Source organism: Pseudoalteromonas sp. SIMBA_162 (assembly GCF_046535955.1).
GTDB lineage: Bacteria > Pseudomonadota > Gammaproteobacteria > Enterobacterales > Alteromonadaceae > Pseudoalteromonas > Pseudoalteromonas marina.
This window is the reverse complement of the sequence record NZ_JAWJBQ010000740.1, coordinates 1-255: the sequence shown is the minus strand read 5'-3', so window position 1 is coordinate 255 and position 255 is coordinate 1. Positions and strand designations below refer to the sequence as shown.

General features: G+C 38.4%; 1 protein-coding gene. It reads left to right on the top strand.

The features are described from left to right. The coding region (locus tag R0J88_RS21645) for a hypothetical protein (protein WP_410901125.1) at positions 1-255 on the top strand (255 nt) is incomplete at both ends.

Here is a 255-nt window from a genome sequence, read left to right as displayed (position 1 = left end):
GATGGTATCTTACAGTACAAAGATGGTAGTCGTGTTGGATTTGAATTTAAAACAAAAAGTACAAAACAGGACACTATCCACAAATTGAAGAAGCCAAGTCCTAGTCACATACAACAGACGGTAGCTTACAGTTTGCTATTCGGAATTGATGAATACTTGATAACCTACGAATCTGTTTCTAAGGACGAGTGGAGAAGCGGCCCGATTGCCTACGAGGATATAAAACCTTTCTATGTGAAGGTTACAGAAAAACAA